Genomic DNA, 20,904 nt, shown 5'->3' on the forward strand with positions numbered 1-20,904 from the left:
CCTATTCGGGCCTTGTGACGGATTGCAGAAAGCTGATCAGGTCGGCGCGGTCTTGCGCACCCGTGATCCGTTGCATCGGCATTTTGGAGCCGGGGATATAGTGATCCGGGCCAAGGTCGAACAGCAGATCAACGGTTTCTTCGGTCCAGATCAGGTCTGATGTGGCCAGCGTGGGGGAGTAGGGATAGTCCTTGATCGTGCCTGCGGAGCGGCCAAACAGGTCATAAAGGGAGGGCCCTGCGCGTCGTTTCCCATCCGGTTCCAGCGTGTGACAGATCGAACATTTGCGTTTGAACTGGCGCTCGCCGTTGGTCATCTGGTCGGGGTCGGTCATGAAGGCGCGGGTGGTGCCGGTCATTTGCTCGGCACCGTCAAGGCTGCCCACGGGCCAGCTGTGTACCACGTCAGAAATCCCACCGGCATGGATGTTCTGGCCGTCCGGTGAAAATGCCAGCGCCCAGACCGGCCCGGCGGGGGTGGCCTGAAAATCATCAGTGATGCGCAGGGCGCTGCTGTCGATCATCATGATGTAGCCCTGCGCGTCGCCAATCGCGATTCGGTCCGTCTTGTCGCTATGGGCCATGGCAAGAATAGGGCGACGATCAGCAGTGAAGTCGCCGATTTCAACGCCTTCGGGCAGGGAGACCAGCCGCGTCCCTCCGTCGACGGCACCATAGGCCAGCCAGCTTTCATCCGGGGCGACCAGCAGGGTGTTGATGCCAAACCCGTGTTCCACCAGACGTTTCAGGAAAGCCCCGGTTTGCGCGTCCCAGACCCGGATCGTGCCATCGGCTGAGCTGGTGTAGACGCGCGTGCCATCGGGGGAAAAGGCCACATCGCTGACCGTGTTATCATGCCCTTCGATCAGCACCGGGGCTGCGCCGTCAATCGGCCAGATGCGCACGGTCCGGTCCCAACTGGCGGAGGCGACGCTTTGCCCGTCTGGGGCGGCGGCAAGGCGGATGACCTTGGCATTATGTCTGCCAAGTTCGCGTACCGTGCCGTTTTGCGGGGACCAGAGCCGGACTGAATAATCATCCCCTGCGGATACGACCTGATCATTGGCCACGGGGACGACCGCATTCACAGCGGCTTCATGCCCCTCCAGCCACTGCGGTGTGCCGTCTGTCCAGATGCCGACCGAGTTGTCGAAACTTGCGGTCAGAATGGTGCCATCGGTCTGCGTGCTGATCCCCTTGACCGGCCCGCCATGGCCTTTGAGGGTGAATGCCTCCTGCGCTTGCGCCAGCGATGACAGGAAAAGGCCACAGGCAGTAAGGCCAAGCAGCAGCCCATGGCGGGCTGCGGAAAGGGTGTGTATCATGTTCATTCGACGTGTCGGCTTCCTGACTGGCGCATTCACAAAAGGTGGCACCGATGTTGTGTCACCTTATCAGAGAAACCGTGAATGCGTCTATTCCCACGCGCTCTGTAGGTCGGGAGGCAAACATGGATCGGCATGTCCGGCTGTTGTTTTGACGGCACTGCGCGGCGGGTGACGCCGACACAGGTGTTGACTTTTGCCTTTATATCGAGATATCTCGATTTATGGACATTGAAAGATCAATATCAGCGCTGAACAACCCGGTGCGTCGCCAGATTTTGGAATGGCTGAAAGACCGGTCAAACTTTCCGCCCGCACTGCCGGAGCACGAAGACCTTGAGGGCGTGTGTGTCGCGCATATTCAGGAGAAGGCAAAGCTGTCTCAGTCTACGGTATCGAATTACATGGGGGTGTTGAAACAGGCCGGTTTCGTGCGCGCAGAGCGCCATGGGCAGTGGACGTTTTACCGGCGCGACGAAAAGAACATTCGCGCGTTTCTTGCGGCCGTTCAGGATGAACTCTTGAGTCCACAGAAGTAGAGGCGCAGCGTGTCACATCGTAACCTGCGTTAATAAAGTGATATATCGAAATATGCCGATAGAAAGATAATGATATGAAGAACCCATTGGCCCAACCGCTTTGTCTGCCCTGCGGCGTTCGGCTCAAGAATCGAATTATCAAATCTGCCATGTCTGATTCCCTTGGTGATGGTGCGGGTAATCCGACCGGGGCGCAGATGCGTCTTTATGAACGATGGGCCGAGGGAGGCGCTGCGCTGTCGTTGATTGGTGAAGTGCAGGTGGTCCCGGATTTCCCCGAAAAGCCCGGCAATCTGGTTTTCGGATCAGATGCGGACATTCCGGTATTGCGGGAATTGGCAAGGCGCGGGTCCGTCAACGGTGCGCACATCTGGCCGCAGCTTGGCCACGCGGGGGCGCTGTCACATGCGCCGATCAGCAGGCCCAAAGGCCCCTCGGCACTGGATGTTGCGGGTCTGAAATGCGATGGAATGTCCTTGGATGACATTCACAACCTGCCCCAAGTCTATGCGCAGGCCGCGATGCTGGCACAGAAGGCGGGCTTTGGTGGCGTTCTGATCCATGCAGGTCACGGATTCCTGTTGAGCCAGTTCTTGTCACCCTTGTTCAATCATCGCACGGATTCCTATGGCGGCACGATTGGCGCGCGTTTCCGCATTATACGTGAAGTGCTCAGCGCCGTTCGGCAAGCGGTCGGGGCGGCTTATCCAGTTGGGATCAGGATCAACGCCACCGACAAACTGGAAGGGGGGCTGACACATCACGACGCGCTGGAAGTCGTGCGTTTGTTGGACGACACATCCGTGGATTTGATCGACATCAGTGGTGGCACGTATTTCCCCGGCGCCGCATCGAGTTCGGATGAATTAGCGACCTCCGGCCCGTATTTCACCGATTTTGGCAAGAAAGCCAAAACAGTGACGTCTGTTCCCATCATTCTGTCGGGTGGGTTTGAAGCGCGCGATCAGGCGCTGAGAGCGCTGGAAGACAGCGCGGCAGATGCCGTCAGCCTCGGCCGTGCAATGGTGCTTAATCCAGCGATTGCAAACGCATGGCAAAGCGCTGCGGGGGGTGATCCGGCCTTTCCGAGATTCGTTTCGCCGCCGCGTGGTGGTGTTACCGCGTGGTATTCCATGCGTCTGACAGCGCTCGGCGAGGACGCTGAACACCTGTTTGATCCAAGTCCACTGGAGGCCCTTGCAGCTTACGACAGGCGCGATGCGCTGCGCTGCGATATCTGGCGTCAGCGCTTTGGTGCCGCCCGCCTGACACCTCACCGCTGACATAGGCCGTGATAAGGCCACGCGGCCTGTTCGCCGCTCGAAAGCGAAACTGCTTTCGCACCGGACGAAACCGCCCGGTGGCGTCACTGTGCACATGGGATGGGTGGTGGAGCCTAGCGGGATCGAACCGCTGACCTCCTGCATGCCATGCAGGCGCTCTCCCAGCTGAGCTAAGGCCCCATTGCGCCGCTGGATAGCGGCAGTGCGAAGCGGGATCAAGAGTAAAAGCGAACCCGCTGCGCAATTGGATCAGCTATCGTCATCGTCAGCTGCAACGTCAGCGATTTCCTCAAGCGGAACGCTGTCCGTGTCGTCGTCGTCATCGTCCAGCAGATCATCGTCGAGATCCACATCCACATCGTCATCGTCCAGTACCGCTTCTTCTTCGGTATCGGCTTTTTTCGCTTTTGCGGATGCAGCGTCTTCGGCGTCAGCTGCGATCATACGCGACTTGCTCAGGTCCACTTCGACGACTTCGCCAGTATAGGGGCTTACGATCGGACTAGCGTTCAGATCGTAGAAACGTTTGCCAGTGGTCGGGCAGAGGCGTTTGGTTCCCCATTCTTCCTTGGGCATGAAAACCCCCTTTGAATTTGCGGTTAAGGTGTAGATGATTCAGCGCAAGTGCCATATGAGGCGGTGTCTGTAAAGACCTGCCGCGTGTGGCAAAGCGCATGACCGGCGATTATCGCAACAAGAGTAGCCATATGAACGATCCGTACCTGCCCGGAGACCCGCCAATCCCGCTGATCATCCGCCGCTCGGGACGGGCGCGGCGAATCTCTTTGCGCATTTCTCAATTGGACGGTCGCGTGACGCTGACGCTTCCGGATCGCGTTCCGGAACGCGAAGCCATCCACTTCGCGCAGGAAAAGGAGGCGTGGATTCGAAAGCATCTGGCCAATCGTACGGGAAATGTTGATGTGGGCCATGGTGTTGTCGTGCCGATTGGCGGGATACCACATCAGGTGACTGAGGGCGCGGGGCGTCGCATCAGTTTTGCCCAAGGACAGGTGCATGTTCCGGGCGCGGTGGATCGTGTGGGTAAACGTCTCGGTGCGCATCTCAAGGCGTTGGCCAGAACGCGCTTGGCCGAGGCCTCGGATCACTATGCTGAGCGGCTGGGCAAGCCCTATGCTGCGATCACGCTGCGGGACACGCGGTCGCGATGGGGCTCCTGCACGGCGCAGGGGCGGTTGATGTATTCATGGCGATTGATTCTGGCCCCGCCGGAGGTGCTGAACTATGTGGCCGCGCATGAAGTGGCGCATCTGGCGCAGATGAACCACTCGCCCGCCTTTTGGGCGGAGGTCGAGCGGATTTACGGCGATTACGCTGCTGCGAGGGCCTGGCTGCGCCGCGAGGGCAGTTCGCTGCACCGCTACCGGTTTGGGTAATTTTCGGGCCGGCACTTGACGTCCCGGGGTTTGTGATCACAAATGCAGCCATGATTTTAAACCAACGTCCCGCAGATGCGACACCCGTTGCACATGACCGCGTCTACCGATCCTTGCGCGGTCGCATCATGCAAGGTGCAATCCCGCCGGGCGAAGCACTGACGCTGCGCGGAATCGGTAAAGCCTACGATGTTTCCATGACACCGGCGCGTGAAGCGGTGCGCAGGCTGGTGGCTGAGGGGGCGTTGACCCTGTCGTCATCCGGGCGCGTTTCGACACCGGAACTCAGCAATGAACGGATCGAAGAGCTAGCCTCGCTGCGCGCCCTGATCGAGGTCGAATTGGCCAGCCGCGCGTTGCCGCGGGCGCATATGGCTCTGATCGAACGCTTGCAGACCATAAATTCCACCGTCGCCGAGGCGGTCGCCCATCGGGACGCGGTCAGCTATATCCGCACTAATCTGGAGTTTCACCGAACCCTCTATTTGCGCGCGCAAGCCCCGGCGATGCTGGCCATGGCGGAAACGGTCTGGTTGCAAATGGGTCCTACCATGCGTGCGCTTTACGGTCGCTTGCGGCGCAAGGAACCGCCGCACTATCACCGTTTGATTATCGCGGCCCTGCGCGCGGGCGATGAACCGGGCCTGCGTCTCGCGGTGCGTTCGGATGTGACACAAGGCCTGAGGATGCTGGCAAGCTAAGGAGTGCCAGAGTTGTCCCGAAACGGTGCCTGCCTCAGGCGGCGAGGCCCTTTGACCCCAGTTCAAGGAATTTGTTGCGCCGCTCGGTGATGAGCGTTGTGCGATCTTTGGATGACAATTCGTCCACCATATCGGCAAGGGCACGGCCCACTGAGGCGATGGTCGTTTTTGCATCACGATGTGCGCCGCCCATCGGTTCAGGGATGATCCGGTCAATCACGCCAAGCTGCTTGAGGTCCTGCGCAGTCAGGCGCAGCGCTTCGGCGGCTTCGCGCATCTTTTCGGCGTCTTTCCACAGGATCGACGCGCAGCCCTCGGGGCTGATGACGGAATAGACGGAATGTTCGAGCATGGCGACACGGTTTGCCGTGGCAAATGCGACCGCACCGCCCGAGCCACCTTCGCCAATGACCACGGAGACCAGCGGTACGCCAATCTGCAGGCATTTCTCGGTTGAACGAGCGATGGCTTCGGACTGGCCGCGTTCTTCGGCCCCTTTGCCGGGATAGGCGCCGGGGGTGTCCACCAGTGTCACGACAGGCAGACCGAACCGGTCCGCCATTTCCATCAAGCGGATCGCCTTGCGGTATCCTTCGGGCCGGGCCATGCCGAAATTACGTTCAATGCGGGATTTCGTATCATTACCCTTTTCATGCCCGATCACCATAACGGGGCGGTCCTGCAGGCGGGCCAATCCGCCCAGAATCGCGTGGTCATCGGCGAAGTTCCGGTCGCCCGCCAGCGGCGTATAATCGGTGAACAGGGCATTGATGTAATCTTGGCAATGCGGGCGTTCGGGGTGGCGCGCGACCTGACATTTCCGCCAAGGGGTCAGCGTGCTGTACAACTCCTCAAGCAGGGTGCGCGCTTTGGCATCCAGAGCGGAGGCCTCATCGGTCACGTCCATTTCCTCATTTGCCCGTGCAAGGGCGCGCAGCTCTTCGGCCTTGCCTTCAATCTCGGCAAGAGGTTTTTCGAAATCCATATATTGCGTCATGAGCCACTCCGATTGAACGGGTCCTATATGGCGGGCATTGCCGGGCTTTGCAACGGGATCAAACGGGCCAGAGCACCGGAATAAGAGAGGCCATCAGCAGGGCGGCCATGGTCAAATTGAAAACCCGCAGCCGCAGCGGGTTCGTCAGGATGCGCGCCATTTGTTGCCCGAGAACCGCCCAGAGCGTGATGGATGGCAGGTTCACCAGACCGAAAATCAGAGCCACAAGGCCAAACGCAACCAGCGTGGCATCCGTTGCATAAACAGATAGCGCGGTCAGCGCCATGGCCCATGCCTTCGGGTTGACCCACTGAAAGGCGGCGGCCTGCAAAAATGTCATCGGCGTGCCCTGCGCCTCACCCGATTTGGCCGGGCCTGCGCGCGCAATTTTCCACGCCAGCCATGTCATGTAGGTGACAGAGAAGATTTTCAGAACCGTATAACTTGGCGGCCAAGCGTCAAACATCTGGATGAGCCCCGTACCCACCGCCACGATCATCAGCGTAAAGCCGATTGCGATACCAAGCATATGCGGCACGGACCGGGAAAAGCCGAAGTTTGCACCAGAGGCCATCAGCATCAGGTTATTCGGCCCCGGCGTTACCGAGCTGACAAAGGCGAAAACCACAAGGGCAGAGAGTGTTTCAAAAGGCATGCGCAAAGAATGGCGCATTCTAAATACATTCGGATTGCAAACTTCACGGTTTTTGCGGATTAATCACAACTAATGAGCGATCTGGACCAAAGAACCGAACATATATTGCGTGAACTGACGGCCAATGGGCGCATCAGTAACATCGAACTTGCCGACCGTGTTGGCCTGTCGCCCTCTGCCTGTTTGCGTCGCGTGCAGGATCTGGAGCGCGCGGGCCTGATCAAGGGGTATCGCGCCGTGCTTGACCGGACCGCATTGGGGCGCGGGTTTGTCGCCTATATCGGTGTCGGCCTTAGGGAACATTCCAAGGCCAGCCAGGAAGCGTTCGAGCGCGCCATTGCACGCGCGCCCGAAGTGCGCGAATGCCACAACACCACCGGGACCATCGAATACCTTCTGCGGGTGGAATGCGCTGATCTGCCAGAATATAAATCGTTTCACACCGATACCTTGGGCGCCATTCCGCAGGTGAGTTCGATCACGTCCTATGTGGTGATGGGCTCTCCCAAGGACGAACGCGCCTGAGGGTGATCGCCCTACTCAGGAGGCGATCATTTCCGACTGGCGCACGATCACTTCGGCCTGTTTGATGGAGGCGATATCAACCAGTCGCCCCTTGTAGACGGTTGCCCCTTCGCCATTGGCTTTAGCCTGCTCCATGGCCGCCAGAATTTCGCGGGCTTCGGTCACGGCCTCTTCCGAGGGGGTAAAGACTTCATTGGCGATGGCGACCTGCTTGGGATGGATCGCCCATTTGCCCACCATGCCCAGCGTGGCGGACCGCCGTGCCTGCGCGCGAAACCCTTCGTCATCCGAAAAATCGCCAAAGGGTCCATCCACCGGCAGAACACCATGCGTCCGGCAGGCGGCCACGATGGCCGTTTGCGCCCAATGCCACGGGTCTGACCAATATTTCTGGCCCTCGCGCAGCATGTAATAGTTCTCCTGCGTGCCGCCGATACCTGTGGTTTGCATCCCCATGGAGGCGGCAAAATCGGCAGCCCCAAGGCTCATCGCGGTCATACGGGGGGAGGCGGCGGCGATTTCTTCGACATGGGCGATCCCGGCCGCAGATTCGATGATGACCTCAAAGGTGATCTTTTTGCTGCGGCCCTTGGCGGCCTCAACCGCTGTGACCAGCGCATCAACGGCATAGATATCGCCCGCGCAGCCGACTTTGGGAATCATGATCTGATCCAGCCGCTCGCCTGCCTGTTCCAGCAAATCCACCACGTCCTTGTACCAGTAGGGCGTGTCCAGCCCGTTGATGCGGACCGACAGCGTCTTGGTGCCCCAGTCGATATCGGAGATCGCCTGAATGACGTTGGCGCGCGCTGAGTCTTTGTCGCTGGGCGCGACACTGTCTTCGAGGTCAAGGTTGATCACATCTGCCGCAGAAGCCGCCATTTTCTCGAATATCGCCGGGCGGGATCCGGGGCCAAAAAGCTGACAGCGGTTCGGGCGTGCAGGGGCAGTGGGCTGAAGGCGAAAGCTCATGTGGGACCTCATGGGTAATTTTATGTCGAATACTATCTCGGTTCTGGTATTAAATTGCGCCAGATGCTGCAAGTGCATTTCGCACCTGCAGAAAGTAATCTGAGTGCGCGGATTCGGTGTTGATGCAAGGATATTCGACAAAAACGTAAAACCTACGAAGAATCTTGTGCATAACGTTGCAGAGCAACAGATAACGCGACGTCATTGCAGCCCAAACCGGTGAAATTGCAGTGAAACAGGATCACAGGGGGCCATCGCGATGATCGAGACACCATATCTACTCTTTTTAGGCGACGCGCAGGACCAGCTCGCAGCCAAGGTTGCACAGGGCATCAAGGATTGGCGGCCGGAAAACGCAGTTGGTCAATTGCGCTTGCCGGGCTGTAAGGCAGACGTCGGCCTGCAGGACATGACGCTGCAACAGGCCAAGGAGGCGGGCGCGAAGACGGTTGTCATTGGCGTGGCAAACCGGGGTGGTTTTATCTCAAAGGAATGGCGCGCAGTTTTGGTTGAGGCGCTTGAAGCGGGGTTCGATCTGGCGAGCGGTCTGCATAATCTGCTGCGTGATGAGGGTGAACTTGTTGCGGCAGCACAGGTGCATGGGCGGACGTTGCATGACGTACGTGTTCCAACGGATGCCTATCCGATTGCCAGCGGTGTCAAACGCTCTGGCAAGCGTGTTTTGGCCGTCGGAACCGATTGTTCGGTCGGCAAGATGTATACGGCACTGGCCCTTGATGCCTCCATGCGCGAGCTTGGCATGAAAAGCACGTTCCGGGCCACCGGGCAGACGGGTATTCTGATCACCGGTTCAGGTGTGCCACTGGATGCTGTGATTGCAGACTTCATGGCCGGGTCCGTCGAATATCTGACGCCAGACAATGACGCGGACCATTGGGACATCATCGAAGGGCAGGGCAGCATTTTCCACGTGTCCTATTCGGGGGTGACGCTGGCGTTGATCCATGGCGGGCAGCCTGATGCGCTGATCATCTGTCACGAGCCGACGCGCAAACACATGCGCGGCTTGCCGGATTTTGCGGTGCCTTCGATGGAAGCGGTGCGTGACATAACGTTGCAACTGGCCCATGTGGCCAACCCGTCCTGTCAGGTCGTCGGGGTTTCCATCAATACCCAACATCTCAGTGACGCAGAGGCGACAGCCTATTGTGAGGAGATCGAGGCGCGTTTGGGGTTGCCGACAGTTGATCCGTTCCGGCATGGCGCGGGGCGTCTGGCGCAGGCACTGGCCGCATTGTAAAAGCCGACCTGCGGCGGGGATTCTTTCAGCCCGGGAAGGGAATACAATGAAAATTGACGTCTCGCGTGACGTGTTCAGGCTGGCTCAGGTGTTCACCATCAGTCGTGGATCGCGCAGCGAAGCACATGTCCTGACCGTGCGTGTGAGCGATGGCGCGCACAGCGGCTGGGGCGAATGCGTGCCCTATGCGCGCTACGGCGAAACACTGGACAGTGTGACAGACGAAATCCTCGGCCTTCCGCCGCAGATTGACCGCGCTGCCTTGCAAGACATGTTACCGGCAGGGGCTGCGCGCAATGCGGTGGATTGCGCCCTTTGGGATCTGGAAGCGAAACGCGCGGGCAAACGGGTCTGGGAACTGGCTGGTCTGGCGGCACCGGAACCGCAGATTACGGCCTACACGCTGTCGCTGGACAGCCCCGAAAACATGCATCAGCAGGCGGTTAAAAACGCCCATCGCCCTGTGCTGAAAATCAAATTGGGTACGCCTGATGATATGCCACGGCTCAAGGCGGTGCGGGCCGGTGCGCCACAGCCAAAGATCATCGTGGATGCAAATGAAGGGTGGTCTGCCGAGGTTTACGCGGATCTGGCCCCGCATCTGGTGGCATTGGGGGTCGCACTGGTCGAACAACCCTTGCCTGCGGGTCAGGATTCGGCGTTGATCGGCATGAACCGCCCGGTGCCGGTTTGTGCGGATGAAAGCTGTCATGACCGGGCCAGCCTCGCCGGTTTGAAAGACAAATACGATGTCATCAACATCAAGCTCGACAAGACCGGCGGCTTGACCGAAGCACTTGCCTTGCGTAGCGAAGGGGAAGCAATGGGTTACGGCGTGATGGTTGGGTGCATGGTTGGATCCAGCCTTGCCATGGCACCGGCAACGCTTGTGGCGCAGGGTGCGTCAGTAGTGGACCTTGATGGGCCGCTGCTTTTGGCCGAAGATCGGCAACACCCGTTGGAATTTGATGAAAAAGGCGTTCACCCGCCTGTAAGGGAGCTTTGGGGATGACATTGCGGACTGTCTACGTGAACGGCGAATACGTGCCCGAGAATGAAGCACGGGTTTCGATCTTTGATCGGGGGTTCCTGATGGCGGATGGTGTCTATGAGGTGACATCGGTTCTGGGCGGAAAGCTGATTGACTTTGACGGCCATGCGGTGCGCCTGCAACGGTCGCTGGATGCGCTGGATATGGCGAACCCGATCTCAAAAGAAGACTTGCTGGAAGTGCACCGCGAACTTGTCCGCGTGAATGAGGTCGATGAGGGCATGATTTATTTGCAGATCACACGCGGTGCGCCCGGCGATCGTGATTTCGCGTTTCCGGACCCCGACACAACCGAGCCGACGATCGTACTGTTCACGCAGAACAAGCCCGGTCTGGCAGACAGCCCGGCTGCCAAGAAGGGCATCAAGGTCATCAGCATCGAAGACATCCGCTGGGGCCGCCGCGATATCAAGACGGTGCAGCTTTTGTACCCCTCCATGGGCAAGATGATGGCCAAGAAAGCCGGGGCCGATGATGCATGGATGATCGAAGACGGGTTCGTGACCGAAGGGACATCCAACAACGCCTATATCGTCAAGGGCAACAAGATCATCACGCGCGCCTTGTCCAATGACATCTTGCACGGGATCACGCGCGCCTCCGTGCTGCGCTTTGCTCGTGAAGCGCAGATGGAAGTCGAAGAGCGCAATTTCACCATTGATGAGGCAAAGGACGCGGATGAGGCCTTTATCACCTCGGCCAGTACTTTCGTGATGCCCGTGGTTGAGATCGACGGTGTGGCTTTGGGCGATGGCGTGCCGGGGCGCGTGGCGCAGCGGTTGCGTGAAATCTATCTCGAAGAGAGCCTTAAAAAGGCGATCTGACGTTTGGTTTTGCGTCTTTTCAGCCTATCCGCTCCTAAAGAGATGGTCAGGCGTTTTTATTTGATGCCCCATAAATTCGCTATGCCGAAGCGCAATGATGCCTCGTATTCTGCGGTCGGGCGAAGGGGAGAGTGCCATGCTGACAAGAGAGACTTTGCCACAGGCCGTCGGCAAGCCTTTGGGCACATCGACGTGGGTTGAGATATCGCAGGCACGGATTGATGCCTTCGCCGACCTTACGGAAGATTGGCAGCCGATCCATCTTGATCCGGTGGCCGCGCAATCGGCGGGTTTTTCCGGTACTGTGGCGCATGGGTTTCTGACCCTGTCGATGCTCTCAGCGATGAGCTATGACGTGCTCCCCAAGATTGAAGGGGAGAGCGCTTCCATCAACTACGGATTTGACCGCGTTCGTTTTATCGCGCCGGTGCCCGCTGGTGCGCGCATCAGAACGCAGTTTGAACTCGTCGACGCGGCACCACGGGGAGAGGGCTGGATGTTGCGACTGGCCGCAACGGTGGAAATAGATGGTGCGGAAAAACCGGCACTGACGGCCGATTGGCTTGCATACTACTTGTTCTGATACGCTGCCGTCGCCCGCGATCTGACCTGGGCTATGAAATGACATGCAGCCTGTGACAATCAAAGGTTGCATATGAGCTCAGACGCGGTGGAGACATCCATTTGGTGAGCGCCGACGCCCCAAGCTGGCCGTCACGAAGGTCAGGCTTTGCCGACGTTTTCGGCGAAGGCAGTCTTGAATGCCTCCTGTTTCTCGGGCGACGCTTCTGTCTGGTGGTTTGTCTTCCACTCTTCCATGGTCATGCCATAGAAAAGCTCGCGGGCTTCGTCCTTGCTCATTTCAATGCCTTTCTCGCCCGCCGCTTCCTGATACCAGCGGCTCAGGCAGTTGCGGCAGAAACCCGCAAGGTTCATCATATCGATGTTTTGCACATCGACGCGGTCTTGCATCAAATGCTGTTGAAGGCGGCGAAAGGCCGCGGCTTGCAGTTCGATCTCGGTTTGGGTTGGCATGGGGTACTCCTTGGCATCAGGGCTTTGTTAACAGATTGGTTCTGATGGACGTGCTGTCAACCATTGCAGTTCAGCTAAGTGTCATGTCATCAAGGTGTTAAATAATGGACTTACACGGTCTCATGGTTGCCCTCGCGCGCTGCATGACCCATAAAGCTCAAAACCCGTTAGCGATAACGGAAGCGAATGAATTTAGAAAAAGAGGGGCCGGACCGCTATGAGACGCCATCGCAATGTAAAAATCGTTGCCACTCTGGGGCCTGCGTCCAGTGACTACGACATGATCCGTGCTTTGCATGAGGCTGGGGCAGATGTGTTTCGACTGAACATGAGCCATGGCAGTCACGAGGAAATGCGTGAGCGCCACCGGATTATCCGCCAGATCGAAGAGGATACAGGCGGCAGCATCTGTATTCTGGCTGATCTGCAAGGGCCAAAGCTGCGTGTGGGGGTCTTTGCCAACGAAGAAGGTGAAACGCTTGTCGAAGGCGATGCTTTCCGCATGGATCTGGATGAGGCGCTTGGCGACAAGACCCGCGTGAACCTGCCCCATCCCGAGATTTTTGAAGCGCTCGAACCCGGTGCCAGCTTGCTGGTCAACGATGGTAAGATTCGCCTCAGGGTCGAGGACTGCAGCGACAGCCATGCCAATTGCACCGTGGTCGCGGGTGGCGTGATTTCGAACCGCAAGGGTGTCAATGTGCCTGACGTGGTGCTGCCGCTTGCGGCTCTTTCTGCCAAGGACCGCAAGGACCTTGAATTCGCCTGTGAGCTGGGTGTCGACTGGCTCGCGCTGTCTTTTGTGCAGCGTGCGGATGACGTGCTGGAGGCCTCTGATCTGGCCAATGGCCGCGCGGCCATCCTCAGCAAGATCGAAAAGCCGGCAGCCGTACACAATTTTGATGAAATTCTTGAGGCCAGCGATGGTATCATGGTTGCGCGCGGTGATCTGGGTGTGGAATTGCCGGTTCAGAATGTGCCGCCGATCCAAAAGCGATTGGTCCGCAGGTGCCGCCGCGCCGCCAAACCGGTGATTGTGGCCACGCAGATGATGGAAAGCATGATCGAAAGCCCGGTGCCTACGCGCGCCGAAGTCTCGGACGTGGCCACTGCAATTTACGAAGGCGCGGATGCGGTGATGCTCTCAGCAGAATCTGCGGCGGGGGCCTATCCGGTCGAAGCAGTGACCACCATGAACAACGTGGCCATCGAGGTCGAGCAGGACCCGACCTACACGCAGATCATCGAAGCCTCGCGCGAGGCCAAAGGACGAACCGTTGCCGATGGGATCGTGTCCGCGGCGCGCGAGATTGCAGAAACGACGAACATCAAGGCGATTTGTTGTTTCAGCCAAAGCGGCACAACGGCGATGCTGACGGCGCGCGAACGTCCCCGCGTACCGATCATCGTCATGACGTCCAAGGCCCGCACGGCCCGACGGCTGACGCTGGCCTGGGGGTGCAATTGCGTCATCACCGACCAGTTGGAGCGTTTTAAACAGGCGGTGGTCAATTCTGCGCGCGTGGCGACCCGTCAGGGCTATGCCACCAAAGAGGACCTGATCGTGGTCACAGCAGGCGTGCCCTTCAATGTGCCGGGCAGTACGAACATCCTGCGTGTGGCCCCCTGTGATGAACGGCTGATCTTTAACACCGATCCGGAATAGGGCATGGCAGACTGATCGCACACGGGCGTCATTCCTAATCTGCGATGCCTTCGGCGGCCCGCGCGCTGGAGCAATATTCGGAAGAGACGTTGAGATTGCGCCCGGCATAGGCAGCCGAAATCGTATAGTCGAGCAGGTAGATCATTGTGACGATCACGATGTATGCCCAGCGGCTGCGTTTGCGAAACGGGGCGAGTCCAACGAAGATTCCAATATAGAGAAACAGATTGAGCAAGAAGCTCAATAAAGTGAGGCATAGGTAGATCGAGAGGGTTGGCTGCGACACGGTAAACCGAGGAGTGCCGGAGCCGAAGTCCAGGACCGGAAGACACCCCATGGCGAACGCGCTGAAGGTCGGGACTTCTTCAGGCATGAATATCGACATGATGCCCAGTGCCATGGCGACCAATGCGTTGATTACCAGTACGTAAGCGCCTGCGATGAAGGCCTTGAGTGACAGGGCTTTATGAAATGGCAGGTCTACGCCGGCGAGACGAAGCCCACAAAACAGTGTCACGGATGTCACGGCGAGAATAAGGAAAGCCGTGACCGTGAAATGCTGCGCGAAATTGCGAAACTCATCGTTCAATCCGAACGGAAGGAACGCCATCAGCGATACGGAAAAGAGCACAAAGTAGTAAACAAGGGCATTTTGTACCGAGTTGCCCCCATTGTAGACCACTTCTGCTAATTTCCATGGGCGGCTCAGAACGAGACCGAGCGTATCAAGCAGATCGCCAAGCGAAAATTTTTCTAATTCGAAAAACTTGATGAAATTCACAGTTTTTGACCTGAAACGATGTCGTAGACACAAAGCGTATCACGTTTTGCAGTTCCGATGTAGGGCGTTGCCTGAATGAGGTGGTCACAGATGCTCAGTCCGGCCATGAAACTGGGGATTGGGCCGAAGATGTCTTGCCATACGCGGTTCGATCCCCTAAAGAGCGGCTTCTCGCCCGCGCGACCGGCCAATGTGGCATGCCGAGTCGCGCTTTAACCGATCTACAAACCAGGAGACGGAAATGCCCAAGATGAAGACCAAATCGAGCGCCAAAAAGCGCTTCAAGATAACGGCCACTGGCAAGGTTATCGGCGGCCAGGCGGGTAAACGCCACGGCATGATCAAGCGGAGCAAAAAGTTCATTCGCGACGCGCGCGGCACGACAGTTCTGTCGGAGCCCGATGCAAAGATCATCAAGGGCTTCATGCCCTACGACCGCTAAGCCAGAAGGAATACAGACATGTCCCGTACCAAAGGTGGAACAGTCACCCACGCCCGTCACAAGAAAGTCATCAAGGCTGCAAAAGGCTACTACGGTCGCCGCAAGAGCACCTTCAAAGTCGCGCGTCAGGCGGTCGATAAGGCCAACCAATACGCCACGCGTGACCGCAAGAACCGCAAGCGTAATTTCCGCGCGCTGTGGATTCAGCGGATCAACGCCGCTGTGCGCAGCCATGATGAAGCGCTGACATACAGCCGGTTCATCAACGGCCTGTCGCTCGCGGGTATCGAAGTCGACCGCAAAGTTCTCGCGGACCTTGCCGTACACGAACCCGAAGCATTCGGTGCAATCGTAAAGCAGGCACAGGACGCGCTGGCCGCATAATCCTGCGCCAGGCTCAACAGTTCAAAGCCGCTCTCCTTGAGGGCGGCTTTTTTGCTGGACAGACGGTATGTTGCGCGAAGTCCTGTTGGAAGGACAGGTTTTGCTCGCCCATGCAGCTGCAAAACAAAGCCTGCCCTCGCGCTGAAGCTGCGATGCAACCACTGTCGACTTATCAAGCAAAGCACTTGCCTTGATTTCATAAACAACGCTAAAGCATCGCCTGTGCGGCAAGGGTAATTCAGCCGGGCTCTGGGTCATGCAAAAGGCGGATAAACTGCCTGTTGGCGCCCATCATCGCAGCGGTGGAAACCCGCGGTATCATCGGTGACGATCGCAAAAAACGGCTAGCGCGGAAAAAGCCGCGGTTCGAATGGGATGAAAAATGTTGTTCACAGCAAGCGTTATCAAGCTTTCCGACGACCACAGCATTGCAAACGGCACCGTGCGCATTGTCTACGCGTTTCCCGATCAGCCCAACCTTTTGATCAAGGTTTTCCATGCGTTCGAAAAACGTTCCTCGCGCAGGCCACTCAAGCGCCTCGCCTGGAAATTATTCCCCATGCTGAAATTTCGCACCATTCTGAATGAGTTGAAATGTGAGCTACTGGCTTCGCTCAAGCTTGGTGCGGATATCGAAAACATGCCGATTTCCAGAATGCTCGGTATTGTGCAGACCGACCGGGGCGTCGGCGTTGTCGTGGAACGTATCGATGGGCTGGACGGCGATCTTGCGCAACGGCTCAATCGGCTTTGCCGTCGTGGGCGCATGGACGAACCGGTGTTGGAAGCGCTGAATGTTTTCGTCGACAGCATGTTTGAGCTGCACATCGTGGCGCGCGACATCAATTTTTCGAATATTGTCTACGGGACACGCGGTGCGGGCGCGGCCTGTTTCCTGATCGACGGATATGGTGAGCGCAACCTGATCCCATTTCGCAGCATGTCCAGGCGAATGAATGATCGTTCGCTGGACCGACAGTTTGCGACGATCGCACGAAAGACAGGTCTCACGTGGAATTCGGATCAGCGTGCTTTTTCAAATTCCGGTTAGGTGATTTCCGGCTGTCGAAAGGGCATATAGGGGTTCCGGGCGCTTCTTTTGATCGCTGTCCTTTGCGTGACGCGCACAGCTGCGTGTGAATGTGCCTCAGCCGTCAACGCCTCGGCCCCGCGCAACTGCTGGCTTGCCATCAGGGACTGTTCTGCTAGGAAACAGGGCAAATCAAGGGACGCGCGGAATATGGACGATCTCAAGCAAAAATACTTAAGCCAGATTGCGGCGGCGCAAGACGAGGCGGGGCTGGAATCGATCCGCTTGGCGGCTGTCGGCAAGAAGGGTGAGGTCGCCCTGAAAATGCGTGAGCTGGGCAAGATGACCCCGGAAGAACGACAGGTTGCCGGGCCTGCCCTGAATGCCCTGAAAGATGAGATCAATTCGGCTCTGGCTGCTAAAAAAGCAGGCTTGGCGGATGCTGCACTGGATGCCCGTCTGCGCGACGAGTGGCTGGATGTGACCCTGCCCGCGCGCGACCGTCCGCGCGGGACGATCCACCCGGTCAGTCAGGTCACCGAAGAGGTCACCGCCATCTTTGGCGAGATGGGGTTTTCGGTCGCCGAAGGGCCGCGCATTGATACCGATTGGTATAACTTTGACGCGCTGAATATTCCGGGCCACCACCCGGCGCGGGCCGAGATGGACACGTTTTACATGACGCGCGCCGAAGGGGACGAACGCCCGCCACATGTGCTGCGCACCCATACGTCCCCCGTGCAAATCCGCACGATGGAGGCGCAGGGCGCGCCCTTGCGCATCATCTGTCCGGGTGGCGTCTACCGCGCGGATTACGACCAGACGCATACGCCCATGTTCCATCAGGTCGAAGGGCTGGCGCTGGACAAGGACATCTCCATGGCGAACCTGAAATGGGTGCTGGAGGAGTTCTTTGCCGCCTTCTTTGAAATCGACGGGATCAAGACGCGGTTCCGCGCCTCGCATTTCCCCTTCACCGAACCTTCGGCGGAGGTGGACATCCAGTGTTCGTGGATTGATGGGCAGTTGCGCATCGGCGAAGGGGACGACTGGCTCGAAGTTCTTGGCTCCGGCATGGTGCACCCCAAGGTGCTGGCCGCCGGCGGGATTGATCCCGACCAGTGGCAGGGCTTTGCCTTCGGCATGGGCATCGACCGCATCGCCATGCTGAAATACGGCATCCCCGATTTGCGGGCCTTCTTTGATTCCGACCTGCGCTGGCTGCGGCATTACGGTTTCGCATCGCTGGATCAGCCCACGCTGCATGGTGGGTTGAGCAGGTGAGGGATTTCCTGATCGAGTCTTTGAAAAAAATTGCTTCACGGAGGCGGGGGGCAGGCGTTGGCGCGGTTGGCGCTACTTGGGCATTGAGTAACTTTTTTGGAATTTCGCTTGTCGCTCATACCTCGGGTGGTGTCCTTTTGACCGGGGGTTCTGGCTACATAGCAGGGACCTTCATTTCCGCGACGTTCGTTGCTTTGTTTTGGTGGATTTTAGTGCCCATTGCCGCTGTTATCGGTATAGGATTTTATTTTCGTCGGCATATCATTGGCGGCTTCGATTGGATTGTTAACTGGCTCTACCATTGGAGAAATAAACAATGAAATTTACCCTCTCCTGGCTCAAAGAGCACCTCGACACCACCGCCACGCTGGACGAGATCACCTATGCGCTGACCGACCTTGGTCTTGAGGTCGAGGGCGTTGAGGACCGCGCGGGCAAACTACGGGACTTTACCATCGGCTACGTCAAGTCAGCGGAAAAACACCCGGATGCGGACCGCCTCAAGGTCTGTCAGGTGGCGACCGATGAGGGCGACAAGCAGATCATCTGCGGCGCCCCGAACGCGCGCGAGGGGATCACCGTCGTCGTGGCCAAGCCCGGCGTCTATGTGCCCGGTATTGATACGACCATCGGCGTGGGCAAAATTCGCGGGATCGAAAGCTTTGGCATGATGGCCTCCGAGCGCGAGATGGAGCTGTCCGAAGAACACGACGGCATCATCGAATTGCCCTCGGGCGAGGTCGGGCAGTCTTTCGTCGACTGGCTGGCAGAGCATGACCCGGCCAAGGTTGATCCGGTGATCGAGATCGCGATCACCCCGAACCGGCCCGATGCGCTGGGTGTGCGCGGGATCGCGCGTGATCTGGCGGCGCGCGGCCTTGGCACGTTGAAGCCGCGCGATGTTGCGGCCGTCGAAGGGGTCTTCCCCTGTCCGGTAAGCATCACCATCGAGGCCGATACGCTGGAGCAGTGTCCGGTGTTTTTTGGCCGGGTGATCCGGGGTGTCAAGAACGGCCCAAGCCCACAGTGGCTGCAGGATAAGCTGCGCGCGATTGGGTTGCGCCCGATTTCGTTCCTCGTCGATGTGACGAACTTTTTCACCTATGATCGCAACCGCCCCCTGCACGTCTTTGACGCCGACAAGATCGAAGGCAACACCCTGCGGGTCCATCGCGCCAAGGGTGGCGAAACCCTCGTGGGGCTGGACGAAAAGGAATATACCTTTGCAGAAGGCATGACGCTGATCTCTGACGCGGCCAATGTGGAAAGCATCGCGGGGGTCATGGGTGGCCTTGCGACGGGCTGCACGGCAGAGACCACGAATGTCTTTATCGAAGCGGCCTATTTCGACCCGGTCCGCACGGCCTATACCGGTCGCGCGCTCAAGATTAATTCCGACGCGCGGTATCGGTTTGAACGGGGCATCGACCCGGAATGGACGCCCTACGGGATTGAACATGCAACGCATATGATCCTTGAACATGCAGGCGGTGAGCCCTCCGAGGTGATCGTGGCGGGCAAGATACCTGACACCAACCGGGCCTATAAACTGGATGCCGCGCGGGTGCAGTCGCTGGTGGGCATGGACATCCCCGAAAGCAATCAGCGCCAGACGCTGACCGCGCTGGGGTTCCGCCTTGAAGGCAACATGGCCCATGTGCCAAGCTGGCGCCCCGATGTGCAGGGCGAAGCGGATCTGGTCGAAGAGGTGGCGCGGATTGCCTCGCTGACCAAGCTGAAAGGCAGACCGCTGCCCCGGCTGGATGAAGGCGTGTCGCGCCCGATCCTGTCGCCGATCCAGCGGCGTGAAGCCATGGCGCGGCGGACCTGCGCGGCCTTGGGATACAACGAATGTGTCAGCTACAGCTTTATTGATCAGGCCTCTGCCAAGCTGTTCGGTGGCGGAGAGGACGTCACCCGGCTGGAAAACCCGATCAGCAGCGACATGAGCCACATGCGTCCCGCATTGCTGCCCGGTCTTTTGCAGGCGGCAGCGCGCAATCAGGCGCGGGGCAATATGAACCTCGCGCTGTTTGAGGTCGGCCCTGCCTTTCATGGCGGCGAACCCGGAGAACAGCATTTGCTGGTCAGTGGATTGCTGATCGGGCGGACGGAACCCAAGGATGTGCATGGCGCGTCCCGCGCTGTTGACGTCTATGATGTCAAAGCGGATGCGGAAGCGGTTCTGGCGGCCATCGGTGCACCTGCCAAGGTGCAGATATTGCGCGGTGCGGCCCCATGGTGGCATCCCGGTCGGCATGGGATGATCTGTCTGGGGCCCAAGAAAGTCCTGGGTGTATTCGGTGAAATCCACCCGCGGGTGCTGGCGGCGATGGACGTCAAAGGGCCCGCGATGGGCTTTACGATCTGGCCCGCCGAGGTGCCTTTGCCCCGCAAGAGTGGCGCGACCCGTGCTGCATTGCAGATCAGTGACCTGCAAGCGGTGGAACGCGATTTTGCCTTTGTCGTCGATAGCGGTGTCGAGGCACTGACCCTCGTCAACGCAGCAATGGGGGCTGATAAAGCGCTGATCGAGGACGCGCGCGTCTTTGATGAATTTATCGGCGGCTCTTTGGGGGAGGGAAAGAAATCCCTCGCGTTGACGGTGCGGATGCAACCCGCGACCCAGACGCTGACCGATAAAGACATCGAAGCGGTCAGCGCAAAGGTCGTGGAAAAGGTGATCAAGGCTACGGGTGGTGTGCTGCGCGCCTGATGCGCCTGTGCCCGTGGGGCGCTGCGATACGTGAATG

General features: G+C 58.5%; 23 protein-coding genes and 1 tRNA gene. 16 read left to right on the forward strand and 8 right to left on the reverse strand.

Going from position 1 to position 20,904, the window contains the following annotated elements; all coding sequences use genetic code 11:
* Nucleotide 1: 1 nt before the first annotated feature.
* Entirely contained in the window at nucleotides 2–1,330 is a 1,329-nt protein-coding gene (locus tag K5Q35_RS12600) for a c-type cytochrome (protein ID WP_220799812.1), read from the reverse strand.
* A gap of 218 nt (nucleotides 1,331–1,548) precedes the next feature.
* Here K5Q35_RS12600 and K5Q35_RS12605 point away from each other — a divergent pair, with 218 nt between their 5' ends.
* Together K5Q35_RS12605 and K5Q35_RS12610 are read left to right on the forward strand one after the other, a co-directional pair.
* Nucleotides 1,549–1,863, forward strand: a complete 315-nt coding sequence (locus K5Q35_RS12605; RefSeq protein WP_220799813.1) for a helix-turn-helix transcriptional regulator — start codon at nucleotides 1,549–1,551, stop codon at nucleotides 1,861–1,863.
* 149 nt (nucleotides 1,864–2,012) lie between these two features.
* Nucleotides 2,013–3,146 carry an oxidoreductase gene (locus tag K5Q35_RS12610; RefSeq protein ID WP_374758620.1) on the forward strand — a complete coding sequence of 378 codons (1,134 nt, stop codon included), beginning with the start codon at nucleotides 2,013–2,015 and terminating at the stop codon, nucleotides 3,144–3,146.
* A 104-nt stretch (nucleotides 3,147–3,250) separates the two neighbouring features.
* Here K5Q35_RS12610 and K5Q35_RS12615 read toward each other — a convergent pair.
* Both K5Q35_RS12615 and K5Q35_RS12620 read right to left on the reverse strand, forming a co-directional pair.
* Nucleotides 3,251–3,326, reverse strand: a tRNA-Ala gene (locus K5Q35_RS12615).
* 69 nt (nucleotides 3,327–3,395) lie between these two features.
* A complete protein-coding gene (locus K5Q35_RS12620; RefSeq protein WP_013960176.1) occupies nucleotides 3,396–3,722 on the reverse strand; it encodes a TIGR02300 family protein in 327 nt (108 codons plus the stop codon).
* Between the two features lie 131 nt (nucleotides 3,723–3,853).
* Between K5Q35_RS12620 and K5Q35_RS12625 the strand changes: the two genes are divergently transcribed.
* Together K5Q35_RS12625 and K5Q35_RS12630 are read left to right on the forward strand one after the other, a co-directional pair.
* A complete protein-coding gene (locus K5Q35_RS12625; RefSeq protein ID WP_220799815.1) occupies nucleotides 3,854–4,543 on the forward strand; it encodes a M48 family metallopeptidase in 690 nt (229 codons plus the stop codon).
* A gap of 50 nt (nucleotides 4,544–4,593) precedes the next feature.
* Nucleotides 4,594–5,244, forward strand: coding sequence for a GntR family transcriptional regulator (locus K5Q35_RS12630; protein WP_013960178.1), 651 nt, complete (start codon nucleotides 4,594–4,596; stop codon nucleotides 5,242–5,244).
* Nucleotides 5,245–5,278: 34 nt separating this feature from the next.
* Here the strand turns inward: K5Q35_RS12630 and K5Q35_RS12635 are convergent, their stop codons facing one another.
* Both K5Q35_RS12635 and K5Q35_RS12640 read right to left on the reverse strand, forming a co-directional pair.
* Nucleotides 5,279–6,241 carry an acetyl-CoA carboxylase carboxyltransferase subunit alpha gene (locus tag K5Q35_RS12635; protein ID WP_013960179.1) on the reverse strand — a complete coding sequence of 321 codons (963 nt, stop codon included), beginning with the start codon at nucleotides 6,239–6,241 and terminating at the stop codon, nucleotides 5,279–5,281.
* Between the two features lie 58 nt (nucleotides 6,242–6,299).
* Nucleotides 6,300–6,896, reverse strand: coding sequence for a LysE family translocator (locus K5Q35_RS12640; protein ID WP_220799881.1), 597 nt, complete (start codon nucleotides 6,894–6,896; stop codon nucleotides 6,300–6,302).
* Nucleotides 6,897–6,968: 72 nt separating this feature from the next.
* On the opposite strand from K5Q35_RS12640, the gene K5Q35_RS12645 reads away from it, so the two are divergent.
* A complete protein-coding gene (locus K5Q35_RS12645; RefSeq protein WP_220799816.1) occupies nucleotides 6,969–7,421 on the forward strand; it encodes an Lrp/AsnC family transcriptional regulator in 453 nt (150 codons plus the stop codon).
* A 15-nt stretch (nucleotides 7,422–7,436) separates the two neighbouring features.
* On the opposite strand, the gene K5Q35_RS12650 is transcribed toward K5Q35_RS12645, so the two are convergent.
* Entirely contained in the window at nucleotides 7,437–8,393 is a 957-nt protein-coding gene (locus K5Q35_RS12650) for an L-malyl-CoA/beta-methylmalyl-CoA lyase (protein ID WP_013960182.1), read from the reverse strand.
* Between the two features lie 259 nt (nucleotides 8,394–8,652).
* On the opposite strand from K5Q35_RS12650, the gene dgcN reads away from it, so the two are divergent.
* The 4 genes from dgcN (at nucleotide 8,653) to K5Q35_RS12670 (ending at nucleotide 12,112) form a co-directional block, all read left to right on the forward strand.
* The gene (gene dgcN / locus K5Q35_RS12655; RefSeq protein ID WP_220799817.1) at nucleotides 8,653–9,654 is read left to right on the forward strand and encodes an N-acetyltransferase DgcN; all 1,002 of its coding nucleotides are present in this window, start codon (nucleotides 8,653–8,655) and stop codon (nucleotides 9,652–9,654) included.
* Nucleotides 9,655–9,700: 46 nt separating this feature from the next.
* Nucleotides 9,701–10,666, forward strand: a complete 966-nt coding sequence (gene dgcA / locus K5Q35_RS12660; protein ID WP_220799818.1) for an N-acetyl-D-Glu racemase DgcA — start codon at nucleotides 9,701–9,703, stop codon at nucleotides 10,664–10,666.
* Nucleotides 10,663–11,529, forward strand: a complete 867-nt coding sequence (locus tag K5Q35_RS12665; RefSeq protein ID WP_220799819.1) for a D-amino-acid transaminase — start codon at nucleotides 10,663–10,665, stop codon at nucleotides 11,527–11,529. Before dgcA ends, K5Q35_RS12665 begins: the two co-directional genes overlap by 4 nt.
* Nucleotides 11,530–11,665: 136 nt before the next feature.
* Entirely contained in the window at nucleotides 11,666–12,112 is a 447-nt protein-coding gene (locus tag K5Q35_RS12670) for a MaoC family dehydratase (protein ID WP_220799820.1), read from the forward strand.
* A gap of 140 nt (nucleotides 12,113–12,252) precedes the next feature.
* On the opposite strand, the gene K5Q35_RS12675 is transcribed toward K5Q35_RS12670, so the two are convergent.
* Complete coding sequence (locus K5Q35_RS12675) at nucleotides 12,253–12,564, reverse strand: DUF1244 domain-containing protein (RefSeq protein ID WP_013960187.1); 312 nt, start codon at nucleotides 12,562–12,564, stop codon at nucleotides 12,253–12,255.
* Nucleotides 12,565–12,781: 217 nt separating this feature from the next.
* Between K5Q35_RS12675 and pyk the strand changes: the two genes are divergently transcribed.
* Nucleotides 12,782–14,230, forward strand: coding sequence for a pyruvate kinase (gene pyk, locus K5Q35_RS12680; RefSeq protein WP_220799821.1), 1,449 nt, complete (start codon nucleotides 12,782–12,784; stop codon nucleotides 14,228–14,230).
* Nucleotides 14,231–14,264: 34 nt separating this feature from the next.
* Here pyk and K5Q35_RS12685 read toward each other — a convergent pair whose 3' ends face one another.
* A complete protein-coding gene (locus K5Q35_RS12685) occupies nucleotides 14,265–15,011 on the reverse strand; it encodes a hypothetical protein (protein ID WP_220799822.1) in 747 nt (248 codons plus the stop codon).
* Between the two features lie 241 nt (nucleotides 15,012–15,252).
* On the opposite strand from K5Q35_RS12685, the gene rpmI reads away from it, so the two are divergent.
* The 6 genes from rpmI (at nucleotide 15,253) to pheT (ending at nucleotide 20,867) form a co-directional block, all read left to right on the forward strand.
* On the forward strand, nucleotides 15,253–15,453 hold the full coding sequence (gene rpmI, locus K5Q35_RS12690) for a 50S ribosomal protein L35 (RefSeq protein WP_013960190.1): 201 nt from the start codon (nucleotides 15,253–15,255) through the stop codon (nucleotides 15,451–15,453).
* A gap of 18 nt (nucleotides 15,454–15,471) precedes the next feature.
* Nucleotides 15,472–15,837, forward strand: coding sequence for a 50S ribosomal protein L20 (gene rplT, locus K5Q35_RS12695; RefSeq protein WP_013960191.1), 366 nt, complete (start codon nucleotides 15,472–15,474; stop codon nucleotides 15,835–15,837).
* Nucleotides 15,838–16,219: 382 nt separating this feature from the next.
* Nucleotides 16,220–16,888: a PhoP regulatory network YrbL family protein gene (locus tag K5Q35_RS12700; protein ID WP_220799823.1), complete on the forward strand. Its 669-nt coding sequence runs from the start codon at nucleotides 16,220–16,222 to the stop codon at nucleotides 16,886–16,888.
* A gap of 189 nt (nucleotides 16,889–17,077) precedes the next feature.
* Complete coding sequence (gene pheS / locus K5Q35_RS12705; RefSeq protein WP_220799824.1) at nucleotides 17,078–18,151, forward strand: phenylalanine--tRNA ligase subunit alpha; 1,074 nt, start codon at nucleotides 17,078–17,080, stop codon at nucleotides 18,149–18,151.
* Entirely contained in the window at nucleotides 18,148–18,471 is a 324-nt protein-coding gene (locus K5Q35_RS12710; protein WP_220799825.1) for a hypothetical protein, read from the forward strand. Before pheS ends, K5Q35_RS12710 begins: the two co-directional genes overlap by 4 nt.
* Entirely contained in the window at nucleotides 18,468–20,867 is a 2,400-nt protein-coding gene (gene pheT / locus K5Q35_RS12715; protein ID WP_013960194.1) for a phenylalanine--tRNA ligase subunit beta, read from the forward strand. The genes K5Q35_RS12710 and pheT overlap by 4 nt, the downstream gene beginning before the upstream one ends.
* The last annotated feature ends 37 nt before the right edge of the window (nucleotides 20,868–20,904 follow it).

Source organism: Roseobacter sp. OBYS 0001 (assembly GCF_019654895.1).
GTDB classification, from domain to species: Bacteria; Pseudomonadota; Alphaproteobacteria; order Rhodobacterales; family Rhodobacteraceae; genus Roseobacter; species Roseobacter litoralis.